The organism is Sphingomonas tagetis (genome assembly GCF_024211275.1).
Classification (GTDB): Bacteria; Pseudomonadota; Alphaproteobacteria; order Sphingomonadales; family Sphingomonadaceae; genus Sphingomonas; species Sphingomonas tagetis.
Genome location: NZ_JAMLDX010000014.1, coordinates 59,380 through 74,555, shown reverse-complemented (window position 1 = coordinate 74,555; position 15,176 = coordinate 59,380). Strand labels below are relative to the sequence as shown.

General features: G+C 65.1%; 17 protein-coding genes, 1 tRNA gene and 1 pseudogene. 18 read left to right on the top strand and 1 reads right to left on the bottom strand.

The genetic code is table 11. The annotated features are described in order from the left end of the window. Window positions 1-17: 17 nt before the first annotated feature. Window positions 18-105, top strand: a tRNA-OTHER gene (locus M9978_RS16575). Between the two features lie 289 nt (window positions 106-394). Here M9978_RS16575 and M9978_RS23390 read toward each other — a convergent pair. Continuing rightward, window positions 395-526, bottom strand: a pseudogene (locus M9978_RS23390) (helix-turn-helix transcriptional regulator); the annotation flags it as partial. A gap of 262 nt (window positions 527-788) precedes the next feature. On the opposite strand from M9978_RS23390, the gene M9978_RS16570 reads away from it, so the two are divergent. The 17 genes from M9978_RS16570 to M9978_RS16490 all read left to right on the top strand — a co-directional run bounded on the left by M9978_RS16570 (window position 789) and on the right by M9978_RS16490 (window position 14,977). Continuing rightward, window positions 789-959: a hypothetical protein gene (locus M9978_RS16570; RefSeq protein ID WP_254295133.1), complete on the top strand. Its 171-nt coding sequence runs from the start codon at window positions 789-791 to the stop codon at window positions 957-959. Window positions 960-990: 31 nt separating this feature from the next. After that, complete coding sequence (locus tag M9978_RS16565; RefSeq protein WP_254295131.1) at window positions 991-1,131, top strand: hypothetical protein; 141 nt, start codon at window positions 991-993, stop codon at window positions 1,129-1,131. After that, entirely contained in the window at window positions 1,128-1,316 is a 189-nt protein-coding gene (locus tag M9978_RS16560; protein WP_254295129.1) for an NlpC/P60 family protein, read from the top strand. The genes M9978_RS16565 and M9978_RS16560 overlap by 4 nt, the downstream gene beginning before the upstream one ends. A gap of 298 nt (window positions 1,317-1,614) precedes the next feature. Continuing rightward, window positions 1,615-2,103 (top strand): terminase, encoded by a 489-nt coding sequence (locus tag M9978_RS16555; RefSeq protein WP_254295127.1) that lies wholly within the window; start codon window positions 1,615-1,617, stop codon window positions 2,101-2,103. Then, complete coding sequence (locus tag M9978_RS16550; protein WP_254295126.1) at window positions 2,072-4,060, top strand: phage terminase large subunit family protein; 1,989 nt, start codon at window positions 2,072-2,074, stop codon at window positions 4,058-4,060. The genes M9978_RS16555 and M9978_RS16550 overlap by 32 nt, the downstream gene beginning before the upstream one ends. 1 nt (window position 4,061) lies before the next feature. Next, entirely contained in the window at window positions 4,062-4,280 is a 219-nt protein-coding gene (locus M9978_RS16545) for a phage head-tail joining protein (RefSeq protein ID WP_254295123.1), read from the top strand. Continuing rightward, a complete protein-coding gene (locus M9978_RS16540; RefSeq protein WP_254295121.1) occupies window positions 4,280-5,827 on the top strand; it encodes a phage portal protein in 1,548 nt (515 codons plus the stop codon). Before M9978_RS16545 ends, M9978_RS16540 begins: the two co-directional genes overlap by 1 nt. After that, on the top strand, window positions 5,827-6,132 hold the full coding sequence (locus M9978_RS16535; RefSeq protein ID WP_254295119.1) for a Clp protease ClpP: 306 nt from the start codon (window positions 5,827-5,829) through the stop codon (window positions 6,130-6,132). The genes M9978_RS16540 and M9978_RS16535 overlap by 1 nt, the downstream gene beginning before the upstream one ends. A gap of 135 nt (window positions 6,133-6,267) precedes the next feature. Further along, window positions 6,268-6,522, top strand: coding sequence for a hypothetical protein (locus tag M9978_RS16530; RefSeq protein ID WP_254295117.1), 255 nt, complete (start codon window positions 6,268-6,270; stop codon window positions 6,520-6,522). Then, window positions 6,519-6,812 carry a helix-turn-helix domain-containing protein gene (locus M9978_RS16525; RefSeq protein ID WP_254295115.1) on the top strand — a complete coding sequence of 98 codons (294 nt, stop codon included), beginning with the start codon at window positions 6,519-6,521 and terminating at the stop codon, window positions 6,810-6,812. The genes M9978_RS16530 and M9978_RS16525 overlap by 4 nt, the downstream gene beginning before the upstream one ends. 294 nt (window positions 6,813-7,106) lie before the next feature. Further along, complete coding sequence (locus M9978_RS16520) at window positions 7,107-7,838, top strand: phage antirepressor (RefSeq protein ID WP_254295113.1); 732 nt, start codon at window positions 7,107-7,109, stop codon at window positions 7,836-7,838. A gap of 11 nt (window positions 7,839-7,849) precedes the next feature. Then, entirely contained in the window at window positions 7,850-8,080 is a 231-nt protein-coding gene (locus M9978_RS16515) for a hypothetical protein (RefSeq protein WP_254295112.1), read from the top strand. Further along, entirely contained in the window at window positions 8,077-8,307 is a 231-nt protein-coding gene (locus M9978_RS16510) for a hypothetical protein (protein WP_254295111.1), read from the top strand. Before M9978_RS16515 ends, M9978_RS16510 begins: the two co-directional genes overlap by 4 nt. 124 nt (window positions 8,308-8,431) lie before the next feature. Then, window positions 8,432-8,686 carry a hypothetical protein gene (locus tag M9978_RS16505; protein WP_254295110.1) on the top strand — a complete coding sequence of 85 codons (255 nt, stop codon included), beginning with the start codon at window positions 8,432-8,434 and terminating at the stop codon, window positions 8,684-8,686. After that, on the top strand, window positions 8,679-8,873 hold the full coding sequence (locus M9978_RS16500; RefSeq protein ID WP_254295109.1) for a helix-turn-helix domain-containing protein: 195 nt from the start codon (window positions 8,679-8,681) through the stop codon (window positions 8,871-8,873). The genes M9978_RS16505 and M9978_RS16500 overlap by 8 nt, the downstream gene beginning before the upstream one ends. A 67-nt stretch (window positions 8,874-8,940) precedes the next feature. Beyond that, window positions 8,941-10,893, top strand: coding sequence for a head maturation protease, ClpP-related (locus M9978_RS16495; RefSeq protein WP_254295108.1), 1,953 nt, complete (start codon window positions 8,941-8,943; stop codon window positions 10,891-10,893). Window positions 10,894-11,035: 142 nt separating this feature from the next. Beyond that, window positions 11,036-14,977: a peptidoglycan DD-metalloendopeptidase family protein gene (locus tag M9978_RS16490; protein WP_254295107.1), complete on the top strand. Its 3,942-nt coding sequence runs from the start codon at window positions 11,036-11,038 to the stop codon at window positions 14,975-14,977. Window positions 14,978-15,176: the final 199 nt, after the last annotated feature.

Genomic DNA, 15,176 nt, shown 5'->3' with positions numbered 1-15,176 from the left:
GCTTCGCCACCGTCCTTCCCGATTAGCTCAGCTGGTAGAGCGCGACCGTTCGTCACGACCGAGTGGCAATGGCCGAGGGCGCGGGTTCGAGTCCCGCATTGGGCTGGGCGGTGGCGATCACCATGCTGCTGCGGACGAGTTCGCGCGATCGACGTGAAGTCCCGGCGGCGGCTTCAGACTGGATCAGCGCTGCGGCCCAGCGGTAGGCATGGTCGCGGCGCTGGAAGCGCCCGTACATCGTCGCCTGATGGTTGAACGAGGCCATTGCAGCACCGCCAGTGTATTCCCGCATTCTGCGGCGGATGACACAATGCAGTCCGCCCATATGTTCCACGGTGAAGACGTCTTTGATGGACCGGCTGTGCGCGCAGAACCCTTGCACCGCCTTTGCGGTCCGGTCCGTGATAGGTGCCTTGCCGCGCTCCATGAGGCCCACCGTCACACGGGAAAGGCCGATCAGTTCGCCCAGCTCATGTTGCGACAGGCCAGCAGCTTTGCGGGCGGCCTTGAGTTCGTCAGGTTGCATTAACCGGGCTCCATCTATATTTCAGCCCTTGGAGCCCGACGCCGATATTTCGGTCGCCGGACCCCGGTTAGGTTAGAAGCGGGTCTCGATCTCGATCGTGAACCACTTCGTCACCAACCGAATGATTAAGCTGATCATCAGCTTTCTCCTTCGGTTCGTCAGCGGGAGGGCTTTCCCGCCGACATGCTTTTGATAGGCTGCTTATCTTTCCTATGCAAGCGGAAAGATAAGTGGCCTATCTTTTTATCTGTCGGAGGTGCGGATGGGCCGAACCGGCAGCGCCGCCCATGATCTGCAGCGCATTGCACGCGACGTCGAATGGCTGGCGCAGGACTATGCACTGCCCGCACGGTCGCATGCCGAGACCGAACGCCGCATCGAGCAGGGCGAGCAACTGGCCGCGCGCCTGCGGTTGATCGTGAGGGGCGGATAGCATGGGTGACTATCGACCAAGCGTCGCAGTGATGGATGATGCGGCCAAGCGCCTCGGCGCACCCGACCATCGCGCGTTCCTCGCCATCGCCGAACCGTCAATGAAATGCGCTTTTAAGTTGATCTGCCGTCTGATCGAGAAGCACGAGCCGCCTGTCGAGGTCGGGCCATGACCGCAGACGAGATGCGGGCGCTCAAGCCCGGCGATCTGATCCGGCACAAGCACAGCGCTGCTGCGGTGATTGTGCACGCCAACAACGGCGGCGTGACCGCGGTCCGCGTGACCACCGTCAGCAACCCGGCCGAGTGGGATCGGGTCGATGGGGCGGGGCGCGTGATTACGGACATCGCACCATGAGCAGCGCCTATCGATGCTTCCACTGTGAGGCGCCGGTCGAGGCAGGCGCTGGCCATCGGTGCGCGGACACCAAGCAACCCGCGCAGCCGCCCGCATCGGTGCCGCGATGAACCCGACGACCCCCTTCCCATGGGTCCTTCCGGCGCTCTGGGACAATGCGGGGGGCGAAGGCGCATAAAGTGTCTAGCCACAGTTTTTCGCTATGGTTCTTCCTCCCTGATGCGGCGAGAAACGGCGGAAATCCGCCAATATTGGCGCTCACGCATGGGAACTGGCGATAGCGCTGGAGGGAAGTCCGGTGGAAATCGACATCGACGAACCGACCCGCCCCCAGCTCGCCGCCGTGTTCGGCGTGTCAAGCCGCTGGATCGGCGAGCTTCGCGCGCAGGGCGATCTGCCCAAGGATGGCGCCAGCCTGCTTGAGAATATCGAGGCTTGGGCGCAGGCGAAGTACGGCGTTGAAGGCGCGCAAGGCGATATCGACTTCGACACCGAGCGCGCGCGCCTGACCAAGGAACAGGCCGACAGTAAGGCGATGGACAACGCTGAGCGCCGGAAGGAACTGGCGTCGCTGCCCGACATGAGCGGTGCCGTGATCAGCGTGATCGCATTGACGGTCACGCGCCTTCAGCAAGTCGGCCTCGAAGTCGCCAACGGGGACCACAAGCTGCGCGCTCGAATCGACCGAGCCATAGCGGACGCGCTCGACGAAATGAGCGTGGCCAAGGTCGAGGAAGCGAGAGGCGGGGGCCTGCATGAGGAAGATGGCCCCGACGACGAAAGCTGAATTGCCGCCGCTGGTGGTTGCCGGTGGCGTGATCGCAAAGGCTGTCCGCGAATGGCTGATGATTTTCAAGCCGCGCGAGAAGCCGCTGCTGTCCGAGTTCATGGCGGAGCATGGGCGCACCGACGACGGTCGCCGTATCCGACCGTTTCCGTTTCAAGCCGACATGGCCGATGCTTTCCCGGACCCGGAAACCGAGCAGGTGTCGGTCCGCAAGAGCAGCCGCATCGGCTATTCGACCATCCTGCAATGCTGGGTCGCTTATCGCATTCGGTACGATCCAGCGCGCGACCTGATTTACCAGCCGACGATCGACGACGCCGAGAAGTTCAGCCGCGATGACCTCGACCCCGTTTTGCAGTGGCCGATCGTCCGCGAAGTCGCGACGTTTAAGCCGCGGCATGCCGACAACCAGATCCGGGCCAAGCGCTACAAAGGCGGATGGGTCCAGATCAAAGGCGCGAACAGCCCGAAGGAGTTCCGCCGCGTTACCGCCGACGGCGTGTATCTCGAGGAATGCGATGGTTACCCATGGGCATCGAAGGAAGAAGGTGACCCTGCCCGGCTGGCGTACAAGCGAAATCTGACCTCACCGCGCCGGTTCAGCGCGGCCGGTTCGACCCCAAAGGTCAAGGGGTTCAGCCGCATCGACACCATGTTCGAGCAGGGCAGTCAGGAGTACCGTTACGTCCCTTGCCCCCATTGCGGGCATATGCAGATCCTCACCTTCGGTGATGGCACCGGCCCCGGTATCCGCTGGGAGCCCCGCCATGCTCCGACCCGCGCCTGGTATCAGTGCGCCGGCTGCAATGAAGCGATCGAGGAATCGCACAAGGCATGGATGGATGAGAACGGCGAGTGGCGGGCGCACAATCCCGCCGCGTACCCGCGCCATCGCTCCTTCCATATCTGGGCGGCCTATAGTCAGCACCCCGGCGCTGCGTGGCTGAAGTTAGCGCTGGAGTTCCTGGAAGTGAGGAACGACCCCAACCAGTTGCGCACGTTCGTCAACCAGGTGTTGGGCGAGGCGTGGCAGGAAACCGGCGAAGCGCCCGAATGGCAGCGCCTGTACGAGCGCCGCGAAGCGAGCCTGCCGATCGGCACCGTGCCCGACTGGGCGGGCATCATCGTCGGCGCGGCCGACGTGCAGCGCGCCGACGGCGGGCGCATCGAACTTGATATCTGGGCATTCGGCCCGAACCGGCAACGCGCGCTGGTCGATCACATCGAGGTCCACGGCGCGATTGCCGACAAGAAGACGTGGGCGAAGCTCGACAAGGAAGTCGACCGCGAATGGCTCACCGCCGACGGTCGCCGCCTCCGGCTCACCCGGGTCGGCATCGATTCCGGCGACGGTGAGAACACCATGTTTGTCTATGGCTGGGCGCGCCGGCGTCCGGCCTTCGTGATGGCGCTGAAAGGGCGCGCAACGCTTGGCGCCGAACAGGCCATCGCTGGGCCGACGCGCGTCGATGCGACGATCGACGGGAAGAAGGTCAGGCGGGGCGTGAAGCTCTGGCTCGTCGGCACGAGCATGCTGAAGCTCGAGCTCTACGGCAATCTGCAGCTGGATAAGCCGGTCGACGGCGAGGACTATCCCGACGGCTATGTGTTCCTGCCGGACGGCGCGACCGACGAATGGACGAAGCAGCTGGTTTCCGAGCAGCTGGTGACCATCAAACGCCGCAACGGCAAGATGGCCCGCGAATGGCAGCAGACCCGCCCGCGCAACGAGGCGCTCGATAACGCGATCTACGCCCGCGCGGTCGCGATCGCGGTGGGCGTCGACCGATGGACCGACCGCGACTGGAAGAAGATCCGGGGCGAACTGCCCAAGGCAAGGATCAAGGCGCAGCCACCGGGCGAATATGCGGCTCCACCGCCGCAGCCCGATGCCCAACGCCCTGCCAGCCAGCGCAAGCCGCGCCGGCCGAACCCGTTTACGACGAGGAGGAGGTAACATGGCCTATACCGCCGACGACCTCGTCGCGATCCGCGCCGCCATCAAGAGCGGCATCCGCAAGGTCACCTTCGCCGATGGCCGATCGACCGAATATCAGTCGCTCGACCAGCTGCTGAAAGCCGAAGAAGTCATTGCCGCACAGGTTGCGATGCTCAACGTGTCGGCCAGCAGCATCCGCCGCCGCCGCGTGCCCTATTATCGGAGCGGCGTGCGCTGATGGTGTGGAATCCGCTGCGGATCCTGTTCGGCGACCCGCCCGCCGCGCAGATGATCGGCGAAAAGCCGAAGACGTCTGCGCCGCGCCGCGGTCCTCGCGCCGAATATGACGGCGCGACCGACGGGCGGCGTGCCGCAGGCTGGCGGCGATCGATCCGCGATGCCAACGGCGAGCTTACCCCGCGTGCCCAGCGGCTGCTCCGGGCCACGGCGCGCGAACTGGTGCGCAATAACCCGTTCGCGGCGCGTGGTGTCGCCTCGATCGCGGCAAACATCGTCGGCACCGGCATCACGTTTCAGGTCTATCGTGACGGCAAGGTCGACGACGCGCTGAACGCGGTCGCCCGCCGCCATTTCGACAAGCCCAACTGCGATGCGGCCGGACGCCACGACCTCTACGGGCTCCAGTTGCAGGCGGCGCGGGCCATCGTTGAAAGCGGCGGGGCGGTCATGCGCCGGCGCTGGCGCAGGGCGAGTGACCGGCTGCCCCTTCCGTTTCAGCTTCAGGTGCTGGAAGCGGACTATATCGACCCGTCGAAGACCGGGCCGCTCAGCGCCTCGCCCGGTGTGACCCCGGGATATTCGATCTACGGCATCCAGTTCAGCCCGATCGGTCGGCGCGAAGGATACTGGCTCTACAATTCTCATCCCGGCAGCCTCGGCATGCACGGCGTTGGCTCAACGTTCGTCCCCGCCCGCGATATTGCGCATATTTACCGCGCGGACCGCCCCGAGCAGGAGCATGGCGCGACCTGGCTCGCGCCCGTGCTCCTTCGGATGAAGGATTTCGGGGACTTCGAAGACGCCGAGCTGAGCCGCCAGAAGCTGTCCGCAGCCTATGTCGGTGTGGTGACCGGCGAAGACATCGACGCGACGATCCCCGGCATCGTGTCCGAGGGTGACGATCCCGATGCGATGCCGGTTCCGATCGATCAGGAGCCGCTCGACTATCTGGAGCCCGGAACGTTCCAATATGCCCGGCCGGGCGAGGAAGTGACGTTCTCAACCCCGCCCAAGTCGGACGGTTATCCCGATTTCACCAAGGTTTCGCTGCGCGCGGTCGCGGTCGGCATGGGGGTGCCATACGAGGAACTGACCGGCGACCTGTCGGGCGTGAGCTTCATCTCCGGCCGCCTTGGTCGCCTCTCGTACAAGCGAGATGTCGCGACGTGGCAATGGCTGATGTTCATCCCGCAATTTTGCGCGGCGGTGGAGGCCTGGTACATCGAAGCGCTCGAGGCGACCGGCGTTGACACGACCGGCGTCGAGATGCGGTGGACGCCGCCGAAAACCGAAATGCTCGACCCGGCGAGCGAAATCGTCGCCAACCGCGACGCCGTTCGCTCCGGGCAGGCCACGCTTTCTGGTCTGGCGCGCGAGCGCGGCGAAGACCCGGACACCTTCTTTGCCGAGGCTGCCGCGGACGCCAAGCGGCTCGATGAGCTCGGCCTGATTTTCGACAGCGACCCGCGACACGTCACCTCGGCGGGCAACGCCACGAACCTAAACGACGCGGTCGAGGGCCGCGCGCAGCGCGAGAAACCTTAATGTCTGAAATCCTGATCTACGGGATCGTCGGCGACAGCTGGGACGGTCTCGATGCGGCGACGCTCGTTCCGATGATCTCGGCCGGCGACGACGACCTCGATGTTCGCATCAACAGCCCGGGCGGTTACGTCATGGAGGGGCTGGCGATCTACAACGCCATCATCCGCGCCGCGGCGAGCGGCCGCAAGGTGACCTGCCATATCGACGGCCTTGCGGCCTCGATGGGCTCGGTGATCGCTATGGCGGGCAGTGAAATCGTCATGGCCGACAATGCCCTGATGATGATCCAAAAACCACGGATTTGACCGATTTGCGGGCTGAAACCCGCAGAAATCTGCCGTTTCTTAGGGGGCTTCGGCCCCCTTTTTACCGCCTCCGCTACGGATGAGGACGGATGACTAAGTACCGGAAAACATTGGAGCGGATCAGCGCGGACGGCGGTGCTGTTGCGCATCATTTTACGCATGGAGTTACGCATGAGTGACGCACAGAATGTAGGCGCGGACCTGCTATATGGGCTTGAAGCAATCGCCGATTTTGTGGGGCTGACGATCCCTCAAACGAAACACCAGATCGCGATTAGCGGCTGGCCCACGTTCAAGCAGGGGCGCATCGTCTGCGCCCGCCGCTCGACCCTCGCCAAGCATTTCGCCGCGCAGGAGGCCGCAGCGGCGGCTGCATCGCGTGATGCATGAGCCGGAAAGCGGTCGAGTGGGCGGGAAGGCAGCGCCCGCCGGCGGCGACGGACAAGCTGGTGCTGTGGGCGCTGGCGGATGCGATGAACGAAAAGACCGGCCTGTGCTGTCCATCCGTTGCGGCGGTCGCCGAGTTCACGATGCTGGAGCGGAAGCGGGTGATGGCGAGCATGGCGCGGCTTGAGCGGTGCGGGCTCATCTTCGACACCGGCGACCGGATCGGCAAGACGCGGCAGGTGAAATGCTGGCGCTTGGTCATCCTCGAAACGGTCCCGAAACCGGACTGTTAGGCCGCGACTTTTCGGGCTCGAACCGGTCCCGTTTTTACCACCCTTTCGCCGGCTGAAACGGTCCCGCCACGGGACACGGAACCTTAGTACTAGATACTACCAGCGGAGCGCCTTCCGCACCGTCAGCAAGAAAGCACTGCTCTCATGCCCAGCACGGCGGCGCGCTCAAGCGCCGCACGTCCCGTAGCGTTAGCGGTAGGGACGGAATTGAAGCGCGGGACAGATGATCCACGCGAGCGCCGGTCTCTGCGAGGCATCCGCGCGCGAGCTACCCGAAAATCGATGGAGGAAAGCATGACCGCAATCGTGCCGTTCAATTTCGACGAGCATGCCGTGCGCGTGATCGAGCGCGACGGGGTGCCGTGGTTCTCGCTCAACGATGTGTGTGCAGTGCTCGGCATCGCCAACCCGCGTGACGCGGCCGGGCGACTGGATGAGGACGAGAAGGATGTCGTTATTGCCGACACCCTTGGGGGGCGGCAGGAGGCGACCGTTATCGACGAGTCCGGCCTCTACAAGCTGACCATGCGCAGCCGAAAGGCGGCGGCCCGCCGCTTTACGAAATGGATCACGCGGGACGTCCTGCCGTCGATCCGGGCGACGGGCAGCTATGGCGCGCCGGCGGCGGCGCTCGACCTTACCGACACGGCAACCCTGCACCGGCTGCTGTTGAGCCACACCGGCAAGACGCTGGCAAGTGAGGAGCGCATCGCCGAACTGGAGCCGAAGGCGGCGGCGCTCGACCGCCTAGCTGATTCGACGGGCTCACTCTGCATCACGGACGCGGCGAAGGCGCTGGGCGTGCCGCCCCGCCGCCTGTTCGCATGGCTGGAGGCGAACAGCTGGACCTATCGGCGCAGCGAGGGCGGCCATTGGGTCGCGTTCCAAGCCAAGCTCACGAGCGGGATGCTCGAGCACAAGGGAACGCGGATCGAAGTGCGCGGACGGCCTGACAAGCTGGTCGAGCAGGTGATGATCACGCCGAAGGGGTTGGCGCGGCTGGCCGAGTTGAACGCGGGCGCATGAAGGAGAATGCCATGAACACCGAACTGATGCTGAGGCAGACCAAGATGGCGGCGGCGCTGACCGACAAGGCGAGGTTGCTCACGCCGGATCCGGTCGAGCAGGTCGGCGCGCTGCTGACCGCCGCGGCGATCGAGATCGAGCGGCGCGTCGGCCATGAGGAAGCGCACGTCTTCCTGCTGGCGATGCTCAACCCGATCATCACGGCATGGGCCGCGCCGACGGCTGCGGACACCGTGCAATGAGCCTCGCCAACATGAGCGACGCGCAGCTGATGCAGGCGCTGCTGACGATGGCGACGACGACGATCGCAAAGGAGGTGGGGGCCGAGCGTCTGGCCATCATCATGATCGGCGCGGCGTGCCAGCTGGCGATCGATGTCGAGGGGCCGGCCAAGGCGGCGACGATGCTGCGCGAGGCAGCCGAGCACGCCCGCCAGATCGCCCACCCCAAACCGCGAGCCGTGACCTGACCCCCCCACCCTTAGGTTCTTGCTGGGGTCTGGGACAATGCGGGGGGCGAAGGGGCAACATGGCTCTAGCCATGAGCTTTTGTGAGTGAGTGCCGCCCCCTCCGGTATATCAAAGGAGCGAGAAATGGCAGAAAACCGTCGATACAGCTGCTGCCTCAAGGCATTAGACGAGGCACAATTGCGTGATTTCAAGCCGACCCGAGAGGATATCGCCTGGCTGTTCAGCATGTCCCCCCGGTGGGTGGGCGAGCTGCGCAAGCGCGGCGTGTTCCCTCGCGACGCTACCTTGCCCCAGCTGGTCAAGATCATGGCCCGGTATAAGTCAGAGGCGCGGCAGGCCGGGTCTCTGGCTGCGAGGGAGAGGCGTCGCAATGGCTGACTTCGACCATGACGAAGCGCAGGCCGCGCGGATCCTTGGCGTCTCGACGGACACCCTACGCCGCTGGCGGCGCATGGGCGCGATCGGCTTTCACCGGATGCCCGGCGGTCGCATCCGCTATAGCGTTGATCAGTTGGCGGCCTTCCGCACGAGCTGCCGCGTAAACCCGACGAAGCAACCCGGCTGACCACACAAAGCCGCGCTTGCCCACACATGCCAGTCGCGCGCACCCGCCGCGCCGCCGATGACAGGGCATGGCTGAAATCATCCTGTACGGCATCATCGGCAGTCCCGAGGACAAGTGCGACGCCGCCACCGTCTGCGCCACGATCCGCGCCGCGCGCGGCCCCCTGTCGATCCGCGTCAATTCGCCGGGCGGTTATGTCATGGAAGGATTGGCAATTGTCGCCGCGATGCGTGCCTATCAAGGCGGCCGGGTCACAGCCTATATCGACGGCCTCGCGGCCTCGATGGGGTCAGTGATTGCCGCCGCCGCCGATGAAGTCGTGATGGCGGAGAGCGCCCTCTGGATGATGCACAAACCTTGGGATGCCTCGATCGGCAATGCCGAAGAGATGCGGAAGGACGCCGAGCAGCTGGATCGCGTCGAAGCCCAGATCATCGGCATCTACGCCAAGCGGTCTGGCCTCGAACACGGCGAGCTGGCCGGGATGCTTGCCGAAGAAACGTGGCTGACCCCCGAAGAGGCGCTGGCGCAGGGCTTCGTCACCTCGATCGCCGAGCCGCTCAAAATTGCCGCAATCGCCGACCTCACCCCCTTTGGTTTCCGGCACGCGCCGGCCGCCACGACCGAGAAGGAAACTCAAATGCCGACCCCGACCCCGACTCCTTCCGATCCCGTTGCAATCGAGCGCGGGCGCATTGCCTCCATCATGGCGCTCTGCGGGAAGCACGGCCTGCCCGAGACCTTGCGCGACGAGCTCATCAGCAAGGGCACGGCCCTCGATGCGGCCCGCGAAATCATTCTCGACCGGCTGGCGACGCGAGACGATGTGAAGAACATCGGCCACTGCAACCCGAACGAGCAATCTTGGGCCAACCCGGCGTTCAGCTTCAATGCGATGCAGGATGCGCTGTTTGCACGCATCAGCGGCGAAGCGCCGAGCGCGCCAGCGAAGGAACTGATGGGCCTCAGCCTTGTCGATATGGCACGTGATATGCTCGACCGTCAGGGGGTTTCCGGCGCGCGGCGCATGTCGCCGAAATCAGTTTTGGACACATTTAACGGGCGCGGGAAGGGCGGAGCGAAGCAACCGCAGGCCGCCGCCAGCGGCGGGTGGATGGGTAGCGGCGCCATCACGCAGGGCACCGCGGATTTTCCGGACCTGCTGACGGGTACGGGAGACCGATACCTCGCGGCGCAATTCGCGGTGGCGTCGAATCCACTCAAGAAGGTGGCCCGTAAAACCAACGCGAAGGACTTCCGGCCGAAAACCTCCATCATCACGACTGAGTTCAGCCAGTTGGATCGCACGCCCGAGTTCGCCGAAGTTAAGCATGGCACGCTGCTGGCCCGCTCGGAAAGTTACCAGCCGGAGACGTTCACGAAGCAATTTACGCTCTCCCGGCAGGCAATCATGAACGATGATTTGGGCGCGTTCGCCGACACGCTGCGCATCATGGCCCGCAGCGCGGCCGAGATCGAAGCGACAATCCTCGCGGCTCTGCTGAACAGCAATCCGGTCATGAGCGACGGCAATGCCCTTTTCTCGACCGCTCACGGGAACCTGATCGCCACCGGCAGCGGCGGGCCGCCGACCGTGGCGAGCTTTGACGCGGCGCGGGTCAAGCTTGCCAGCCAGCGCGATCCGAACAGCGGTTCCTATCTTGAGGTGGCCCCCTCCGTCTGGCTTGGACACACGACACTGGGCGGCGCGGCCCGCGTCGTGAACGGCAGTCAGTACGACCCCGATGTCGCCAACAAGCTGCAGCGTGCCAACGTCGCTCTCGGCATGCTGAACGACGTCATTGATACGCCCCGCCTAACCAACACGACGGCATGGTATCTCTTCGCCGACCCCGAGCAATATCCGGTCTTGGAATATTGCTACATCGACGGTGTGGAGGAGCCCCAGCTCGACAGCAAGGAAGGCTGGGACGTGCTCGGCATGGCCTATCGCATCGTGCATGATTTCGGCGCTGGGTTCGTCGACTGGCGCGGCGCGGTGAAGAACGAAGGCGCTTAACGAGAAAGCAGGGCGGATACTCGCCATTAGGGGCCGCCCGGCGAATAGAGGCGCTTGGATCCCCAAAGGGCAAATGGCGCACGGCGCGCCACAAGCGGGCAGGGTCGGTCGGCCCTGCCCGCAGCCGATTTAGGAGATAGCCATGGCTCGCGCAGCATCTGACATCGTGGCGAGGCTGACCATGAACGGGCAGCAATTCACGGCTGAGACAAATCGGCTGTTTGGCTCGCTCCAGAGCGTCTCCCGCTCGGCCGCCACCGCGATGAAGACCGAATTTGCCAGCGCGGGCGTTGAACTGGAGAAGATCGCCAAGCGGGCCGCCTCCGCGCCCCGCGCCGCCGGCGGTGCGCTGAATATCGACGCGGCCGGCACGCGCGCGGCGGCGCAAGCGGCGCAGGTGGAGGCAGAGGCCCTTCGCGACGTTGCCGCCGCGGCGGAGCGCCTGGCTCTGAAAAAGGGGCAGCTATCCGAGGCCGACAGCGCGCGGATCATGGGAATGCGGCAGGCCGTGACCGCGGCCGACGCCCATGCGCGCGCGATGGCGCAGGAAGCGAACTTCGCCGACATGTTGCAGGCCGAGTTGAACCAGACGGCCGATGCTACCGGGCGCGTCGTTCAGCAGAACAGGCTCATGGAACGCTCGACGCGCGGCGGCGGGTCGGCGATGGTCATGGCGGGCCAGCAGGCTCAGGATTTCTTCATACAGGTCGGCGGCGGCGCAAACATTATTCAGGCGTTCGCCATGCAGGCGTCGCAGGCCGGTATGGTCCTGCAGCACACCGGCGGCACTGTCGGCAAGGTGGCGGGAATCATCAACGGCCCGTGGGGCTTGGCGCTCATGGCGGGCGCGATGGGGCTCACCATGTTCGCTGGCAAGGCGAAGGACGCGGGCAAGGAGATCGAGGACGAGGGGAAAAAGATCGCCGAGAATGAGGCGAAGACCCGGGCAATGGAGGCCGCGAAGGCCGCCTATGCGCAAACAGCCGATGGCCTGATCGATAAGATCAGGAAGGAAACCAAGGCTTGGGACGAACAGAACCGTACCATCTTCGAGAACCTCGCCGCGCGCCAGATCGCCCACCGCGACGACGCCCAGTCGGCGGAAAAGGCGGCGACGAAAAACGTCAAGGATCTGGAGAAGGCGTATAACGCGCTCAGTCTCGCCGAGGGCAGGGTCAACGACCTGCGGAAGCGCGCGGCCAAGAATCTCGGCGCCGGCGGCGAGGCGGCGCGCGGCGATTTGAAGGCAGCAGAGGAGGCGCTGAAGGACAAGCGGGCGGAGGTGACACGTCTCGAGCGGCAGGCGTCCGAGCTGCAACAGACCATCAAGGATTCGCGCCGGCTCGAGCGCGCTGTTGAGGCCGAGGCGGTCGGGGCCAAGCTGGCGCAGAAAATGGACGAGGAGCGGGCTTCTGCGGAGCGCCTGTCGGACGCGATTAAAAAGCTCGACCGTGATTATGCCGACGGCACGATCACGCTGCGCCAGCACGGCGCGGAAAGCCGGAAGCTGCACGAGCAGCGCGAGCGCGAGCGGAAGGATATTGAAAAGAGGGGGGAAGCCGAGCGGCGCTCCGGCGGCACCCGCGAGCAGCGTCAGACCATCGCCACGCCATTTGGCGACGATCGCATCACGTCCGGCTATGGCTCGCGCAGCCGGCCGCGCAAGGGCGCATCCGCCAACCATCTCGCGATAGACTATGGCGTGCCGATCGGCACCGATGTGAAGGCCGGTGCGGCTGGCACGGTGGTCAGTGTGGGGCGCATGGCCGGTTTGGGGAATGTCGTGATCGTCGATTATGGCGACGGCATCAAAGCGAAGTTCGCCCACCTCAGCGAAGCGCTGGTGAAGCCGCAACAGCAGGTCGCCGCCGGGCAGGTGATCGCGAAATCGGGCAACACCGGCATCTCGACGGGTCCCCACCTCCACTATGCGCTTGAGGTGAATGGCCGCCCGGTCGATCCGCGGGGCCGCACGGTGCGGCAGGGTGCCGGCGAGAAGGCGGCGAACGACAATGCCCGGGAACTGGCGGAGCTGCGCAAGCGCGAAGCGGACCAGTATGACCGCGTGCTCGCCGCATCGCAGCGCCAGCTCGACGTAGACGCGGAATCGATGCGCTTTCTCGGCTTGAAGCTGCGCGGACTCGACGAGCAAGCCGCGGTCGAAATGCGGATCGCTGGCCTCCAGCGGGAGCACACCGACCGCATGGCCGAATTGACCGGCGCGCAGCGCGAGGAACAATCGAAGCTGCACCCGATGATGAATGCGGCGCTGGCCGTGCTCCGGGCGCAGGGGGACATCTATGCGGATCTGCTCGCCAAGGCCGGTGACCAGACCAACCTGACCGAGCAACAGCGCAAGGCCATCGACGACGCCAACACGGCCCTCCTCGCACAGCTCGACGGCGCACGGGCGCTGGCGAAGACCGACGAGGACCGGCTTCAGATCAAGATTGCCATGGCGCGGATTGAGGCTGCCATGGGCACTGGGCGGGCGGCGGGAGAGGACCGGGCGAAAGCCGAGGCGCGCGCAGCGGAGCGGCTCGCGAACGATAACGAAAGGGCCGACCGGGACCGTGCCGATCGCCAGCGTGACCAGATCTACTCGCTCGCCGATCTGTATCGCGCGGCCATGGACGGCGGCACGAAAAGCGTCGTTGAGCGATTCCGCGACGAGATGAAGGACGCCATCGCGGAAATTGGCGCTCGATACACTATCGCGCTGCTGACCGGCCAGAAGACCTCGCTCGGCAGTATCCTGTCCGACATGGGCGCGACCTCCGGCGGCGGTGGCGGCGGATTGCTGGGCGCGCTCGGCGGACTTCTCGGCGGCAAATCGAAAGCGGACAAGTTCGCCGGCGGATTAATGCCGGGCGGCGAAATCTTCGGCGCCACGAAGGCGAGCGGCGTGCTTGGCGGGCTGGGCGGGATCGGCAGCGCGATCAGCTCGGCATTGCCCTATGCGGCGATCGCCATGGCGGTTCTGCCGATGATCACGAGCCTGTTCACGTCGCCGAAATGGGGCAGCGCGAGCCTGTCGCTCAATGGTGGCGTGGTGTCAGGCGCGCAGGGTGTCGGCAAGGGCGCGAGCCAGATCAAGGCTGCGACCGGCAACGCCGGATCCGTCGCGGAAGGCATCAACCGCCTGGCCGAACAGCTCGGCGCCACGATCAGCAGCATCCCGGGCGTCACCATCGGAAGCTGGGACGGCAAGGCCCGCGTCGCGCTCACCAGCACGAACGCCAAGCTGCACAGCAAGAATTTCGGCCCCGATGTCCTCAAGGATTTTGGCGAGGGCGGCGAGCAGGAGGCGATCCAGTACGCCATCCAGTATGCGTTCACGAACGCGGCGCTGGAGGGGATCAGCCAGGCCTCGAAGAATATCATCAAGGCTGGCGGCGATGATGTCGCGTCCGCGATCACGAAGGCCCTGCTGATCGAGGACGTGCCGAAGCGCCTGCAGGCGATGCTGGACCCCGTGGGGTACGAAATCGACCAGTTCAACAAGTCGTGGGAAAAGACGATCGCCGCGCTCAAGGAAGGTGGCGCGTCCGCCGAGCAGATGGCCGAGGCGCAGAAGCTCTACAAGATGGAGCTGGCCGAGACGAAGAACGCGGCGCTGGAGGCGGCGGCTGACCTGCGTAGCTTCCAGAAGAGCCTAAATTACGGCTCGACGTCGCCCTACTCGACGCGGGACCAAGAGCGGCTCGCCGCCGCCGCGTTCAAGCCGTTCGAAGAAGCGATCTTGCGCGGCGAACGCGTCGATCAGGGCAAGTTCACCGAGGCTGCGCAGACCTGGCTCGACCTGCAACGCCAGTTGTTCGGCTCGACCGGATCGTTCTTCGAGGCGATGGACAAGGTTCAGAGCCTCACCAACAAGGCCATCAGCGATATCGACAATGCCAAGCCGATCCGGGTTGAAACCGACCCTTGGGTGAAGGCAACGGCGACCAGCACGCAGGCGAGCGCCGAACTGCTTGACCAGATTTCGGGACAGACGGCGGAAACGAACCGCATCCTCGCGCAAATTCAGGCGGCGATGGGCGGAGGCGGCGGCTTCATGAATGAGAACCGCCTGTTCGCCTGACGCGCGGAAGCGACCCCTTTGGCGAGAGGTGCTTGCGCTGAAATCTGGTTCGGTGCATCTTGGTCCGTGGGCGTAGAAACCCGGACTGAAATAGGCGGTCGATCCGTTGGCGCGGAATCGTCTGCCGAATTGGACACGTGCTTGGCGGCACGGCGTCACCTGGCCCTTATGGCCGGGGGCGACGGGCCATGTCCAGAGC